General features: G+C 27.3%; 4 protein-coding genes. 3 read left to right on the forward strand and 1 reads right to left on the reverse strand.

The features are described from left to right. The 3 genes from U9R42_01210 to U9R42_01220 all read left to right on the forward strand — a co-directional run. The coding region (locus U9R42_01210; protein ID MEA3494632.1) for a S1C family serine protease at positions 1-379 on the forward strand (379 nt) is incomplete at its 5' end. Positions 380-407: 28 nt separating this feature from the next. Continuing rightward, entirely contained in the window at positions 408-1,256 is an 849-nt protein-coding gene (locus U9R42_01215) for a hypothetical protein (protein ID MEA3494633.1), read from the forward strand. Next, a complete protein-coding gene (locus U9R42_01220) occupies positions 1,256-2,446 on the forward strand; it encodes a Stp1/IreP family PP2C-type Ser/Thr phosphatase (GenBank protein MEA3494634.1) in 1,191 nt (396 codons plus the stop codon). Before U9R42_01215 ends, U9R42_01220 begins: the two co-directional genes overlap by 1 nt. Positions 2,447-2,518: 72 nt before the next feature. Here U9R42_01220 and U9R42_01225 read toward each other — a convergent pair whose 3' ends face one another. Next, positions 2,519-5,599, reverse strand: coding sequence for an adenylate/guanylate cyclase domain-containing protein (locus tag U9R42_01225; protein ID MEA3494635.1), 3,081 nt, complete (start codon positions 5,597-5,599; stop codon positions 2,519-2,521). Between the last annotated feature and the right edge of the window lie 287 nt (positions 5,600-5,886).

Here is a 5,886-nt window from a genome sequence, read left to right on the forward strand (position 1 = left end):
TATGTTTACCATTGCATCATTTAATAATCATAATGACTGGGCATTTGTAAGAACAAAAATAAAAGGCGGATTAAAATATAATAATAATTTATCAGAGAATCTTCATACTAAAGACAAACTTGAAATTCTTGGATACCCTTTCGGCTTGGGAGCAAAAGAGGGTGATAATATTTCGCCAATGTATAGTGATTGTATGGTTTCTACAAGTGGTTTGCAAGGAAATTTAATAACAATTACTGATAGTAATTTTGATTATGGAAACTCAGGAGGTCCAGTATTTATTAATCAAAATGGAAACTACCTTGTAATTGGAATTGTTTCTGCAAAAATGGGTAATTCTGTTGGTTTTATAATTCCAATTTCAGCTTTATATAAATAATTTTAATAAGAATTTAATCTATATAATTATGAATCAGATAAAAAAAATAGTTTTTGCTTTATTCTTAGTTTTATTTTCTTTAAAGATTTCAGCACAAATAAATTTAGATAAATTTAATAAAGGAATCTTTTCAAATAATCAGGAACTTATACTAAAATCAATTGACAGTTCATTTGTTATATTTAAACAGGAGTATGTATTAAAAACAAATAATCGTAAAAAAAATATTACATTTGGCTTAAATGGAAAAGATTATTTTGGCGTATCATATTTCTTTGGAGTTTTGGCAAATGGATTTATTTGGGTAAATGATGAAATATTGGAACCATGGGAAAAAGATACTAATTATTACAAATATAAAAACATTGATACATTAGAAGCAGTTTTGTCTAATACTTTTTGTAAGTCAATTTATGATACGAACTATTCACAGATAAAAAGATATAATGAAATTCAAATAAATGATACTTTAATAAAATATAACAAAACTCTTGAAGAATTATCAATAATAAGATTTATTAGTATAAAAAAGAAAGAAGGACTTAAAGTTAATAATGTTTCAAAAACCAAATCAGGGTGGATTGTTTTTGCTTATTTTGATGGAGATTCATTAACAAATGAAAACATAAGATATGCTATTTACAAAACTGAGTTGAATATAAAAAGGAGTGAGGCAAAACTTGAAAAAGTACCAGCGAAAGAAAATATTATAGGAGGATTTTTCTTGACCTTGAGTTATTCAACCGGTTGCATTAATTTTTATTGTTCAGGAATAACAAATAAAAAGCTTCTAAATTATTATATTTCCTTAATTCCACGTAAAAAAGAAAGTAATGTAAATGTTGATTTGGAAATAATAAAACAAAATAATAAATAATGTCAAAGCATTTAAAATTTAAACTTACTGCTCTTACTGATGTTGGTGAAGAACGAGAGCATAATGAAGATAATTATATTTGTAATCCAAAGCTTGAAGAAAAAAAATGGATTTTTACTAATGAATCAAAAATCGAATTAAGTAATCATGGTTGTTTGATGGTTATTGCAGATGGTATGGGAGGTACAAATGCAGGGGAGGTTGCTTCTGAAATTGCAGTAAAATCAGTTAAAGAATATTTTAATTCCAAACCAATAAAAAAGGACATTAATGAAAACGAAATAAAAAAAACTTTGAACAAAGTTATACTGAAGGTTCATAATAATATAAAAAAACATTCTAAATCTAATCCATCTACAAGAGGAATGGGAACAACAATCGTAATTGCATGGATAAATAAGAGCATTGTACATATTTCATGGGTTGGTGATAGTAGAGCATATTTATACAATAAATCAAAAGGTTTAATTTGTTTAACAAAAGACCATTCCTATGTTCAAGAACTTGTTGATAAAAAAGAAATAAGTTATGAACAAGCTTTTTATCATCCAGAGAGCAATATAATTACTCAATCTCTTGGTGATAAAACACCATCGCCTGATTATGTAAATGCTGGTTTAGTGAAAGGTGATAAGATTTTATTATGTAGTGATGGTTTAAATGGAATGTTGCAAGACAAACAAATAAGTGAAATTTTAAGCAAATATTCAGATATAGTTGAATGTTCTAAAAAATTAGTTTCGGATGCAAATAAAGAAGGAGGCTTAGATAATACAACTGTTATTTTATGTGATATTTTATTGTCATCAGGATTTAGTTCAAACATAATGCGTAAAACAAAAGTTATTAGGAGAAAATTATTTTGGTTAAGTACTATTGCTCTTATAATCTTAATTCTATTGTTTCTCAGTGTTTTGAAATTTGATAGGTTAAGTTCATTTCTGAATAAAGAAAAAAATAATTTTACAGGTGATACCATCGTTAATCAAAAAGAAGAAAAATCAAAAGTCTCAATTGGAAACAGTAAGATAAAGAACAATATAAAATCAAAAGAAATACCTAAAACCAAAGATGCTGATACAGTTTCTAAGTCAACAACTACCAATAAGAAAACCCAGTCAGAACTTACACCCATTATGAAGGATTCAAGTAATATCAATATTCAGGATACGTTGAAAAAAAAATTGTAAAATTTATCTTTTATAAAAAACACTTATACACTACTGACTGAGCGTTATACAATTTTTATCCTATTTCTTCCCTTAATCCAGTTTAGCAAAAAACATATTAATTTCACCCTTTCCTTTTGCTTCTATTTTTCCACGATTTATGAATTTGAAATCGTTTTTTAATAAATTGAATGTAGCTTCCGAAACGTTAATTTTCATTGGTTCTGAGCTGGATTCCATTCTTGATGCTGTGTTAATGGTATCGCCAAAAACATCATAAATATATTTTCTAACACCAACAATACCACCTGTTACTTTCCCTGAATTCAGCCCGATTCTGATTTCCCATTTTTGTTTGCTATCTTTATTATTATTCCTGCTTTTTAAGTATTCCATAATCTCTAATGATGCCATTAGCATATTTTCTGCGTGTTTCTCATTTGGCTCGGGCATACCACATACTGCCATATAAGCATCTCCAATTGTTTTTATTCGCTCACAATTATACTTTGTCATAATATCATCAAAAGCAGTAAATATATCGCTTAGCTCATCTATTAATTCTTTAGGTTCCATTTTTGTTGATTTATTTGTAAATCCAACAACATCAGAAAAATAAACTGTTACATCATTAAAGTTTTCTGGTTCTACTTTTCCTTTTTCTTTTAATTCATCAACAACTTTTACAGGTAAAGTATTTAAAAGTAATTTATCGGATTTATCCTTTTCTTCTGCAATTTCTTTTGTTCTTTCTTTAATTATTACTTCAAGTCTTTCATTTTTCTTTCTTAGGCGGTAACTACTGATTTTTATTGTAATATAAATTAGTATTATCAAAATAAGAAAATAGGAAATATAAGCTATAGTGGTGCGGTGCCAAGGTGGTAACACTGTAAATTCAAAACTATCGATACTACTTTCTGTAGCGTAAATATTTTTTGATTTCACATAAAAAGTATAATCACCTTCACGGAGGTTTGTAAATATCGCTTTGGAATCACTTGACCATGATGACCATTTATTTTTGTATCCTTTCAATTTATATGAAAACTTGATTTTATTGGGGTAATTAAAAAACAGAGAAGCAAATTCAAATGTTACTGAATTATCTTTAAAATCAAGTGTGGGTTTAAAACTATTGGCTTGCTTTGATGAGATTTTCAGTGCTTTTGAAGTATCATTAGAATAGTAAGTGCCATTAAAAATTAATGAATCATTTGCAATTAATATCTTTCGTATCAGAGTTTTGTAATTGCTTTGAAATTTTGTATTTTTTTCAAAATTATAATAAACCAATCCGTCATCGCATCCTATCCATGTGTCTTTGTTTTTTAAATTGTAAATTGTCTGCAATTTCCCCATTTCAATAGCGGCAAAGGCTTTTTTAATAATATTTCCGTTTTGATCGATGATGTTTATTTTGTTATCAAGGGTAAAATATGTTCTGTTATTGTTTTCGAATAATAATGTTGTAGCTGTTATTCTGCTGTTTCCTGGAATATTTGCTATATCAAAATAACCTTTGTAAAACTCAGGTTTATCTTTTAATGAATCAGCTAAAGCTTGTTTAACAGTTTCTTCATCAACGAAATCCAGAAATCCATTGTTTGTAGCAAACACTACTTTTTCTTGATATTCAAATGGTAGGGCAGGTCCGTCTTCTAATCCATCAACAATTCCATATTCTGATATTTTATAATTGAGATTGCTGTCCATTTGAATTTTTAAAGCTTTTCCTGTACTTGTACCAAGCCAAATTTCAAGGTAGTGCGTAGTACAACTTTTATTTATTGCAATTTTTTTAACTTCTACAAAAATATCATCAAATTGTTTTAATAATTCCCAACTTTTATTTCTTTTAAATATCGATAAACCTTTATCTCCAGCTACAAATAATAATTTTGATTTCTTATTATATTTTAATGTATAGGCATTGATAGAATATATTTTTTTTACTTCATCATTTTCAATAGAATAAATTCCATCATTAGCACCTATTAAATTTGAATTCTCCGCTTTTATCAAAGACCACACATCGTTTGCAATTGCAGTAACAGGCTTGAATTTAATAAATGAACTGTTAGGTATTTGCTTGTATAAGCCTGTGGACGTACCGATATAAAGCTTGTTGTTAAAATTATTAATTGCATAAACATTTCCTTTAATACCTGAATTTTCAGAATAAAAAGAAAGGGGAGAGGCGTATTCAATTTTCGAAATACCATTACTTAATCCTACCCAAATATTTCTTTGAGCATCCTGATATGCCTGCTTAATATGATTTGTTCTTAATCCTATTCTTTGATTAATTATATTTTTTATTTTACCGTTTTTATCAATAATTATCAAACCATTGTTAGTGGTATTAAATGCAAAATTATTATCGTTTAATAGTATTCCACCGTATATGTTTGAGGAATTAATTGTTTTTTCATCATCAACAGTGAACTCAATTATTTTTCCATTCGTGGGATTATATTTCCATAATCCACTGTTGTAGCTTGCTATTAAAATATTTTCCGATTCATCTGCAAAAGGTAGCATGGCAAAAATACCAATATCCAAAAAGAATTTCCCATTGAGTGCTTTTTCAAGTTTGCCCTTAGTAATTTTCATTAGCCCTTCACTTCTTTGCCTCAAGTATAATGTTTTGTTAACCAAAAATGAAAGATGAAAAGAAGTAGTGGCATTGATGACTTTAATGTTTTTACCATCATAAATAAATAATGATTCTTCTGATTGAAAATAGATTTTATCATCGAAAGTGTAAGTTTTCCAGATAGTTGTAAAAAATTTATCATCATCTTTTAAAGAGTCAGAAAGTGAAGAATAAAGAAGATTTCCTAATTTATCGGGAGATAAATAGCCGAATTCATTTTGTGAGCCAACAAATATTTTTCCTTTATCGTTGCAGGCTAAGGAGGTTACATATCTTCCTGACTTAACTTTAATAAAATTCCAATCTTTCCCGTCAAATTCAAGTATTCCATTTGAATTGCCAAAATACATAAAGCCACGTTTGTCTTGTACTACAGCCCAATTTTGAGCTTCCTGTTGTCTTCCATATTCTTTTGTTGAATAATTTGTAACAGGATATTTGAAATTTTGTGAATATATTTTTTGATTAAAAGCTATTAGCAAAACACTTAGTGTTATAAAATATTTAATTTTCATTTTTACTAAAAAATTTATGCTTTATTTAGAAATACAATAAAATAAAAACAAGGCAAGTTACAAAATAAATTTAAGGTTACTAATACTTTAAGCCCTAAGTTTTTTAACAATACGTACATCCTTGTTTACATGAAAATTTTTATGTTATCTTGCAATTACGTAAATAGTGCCTCTTAGAAAACTATTCATTTTAAAAATAACAAATCTCAAACATCAAAAAACAAATAATTCTCAATAACCAATTATCTAATATTCAAACATTTTGAAAAATTGGAATTTTATTATTT

This window comes from Bacteroidota bacterium, from assembly GCA_034723125.1.
In the GTDB taxonomy this organism is placed as follows: Bacteria; Bacteroidota; Bacteroidia; order CAILMK01; family JAAYUY01; genus JAYEOP01.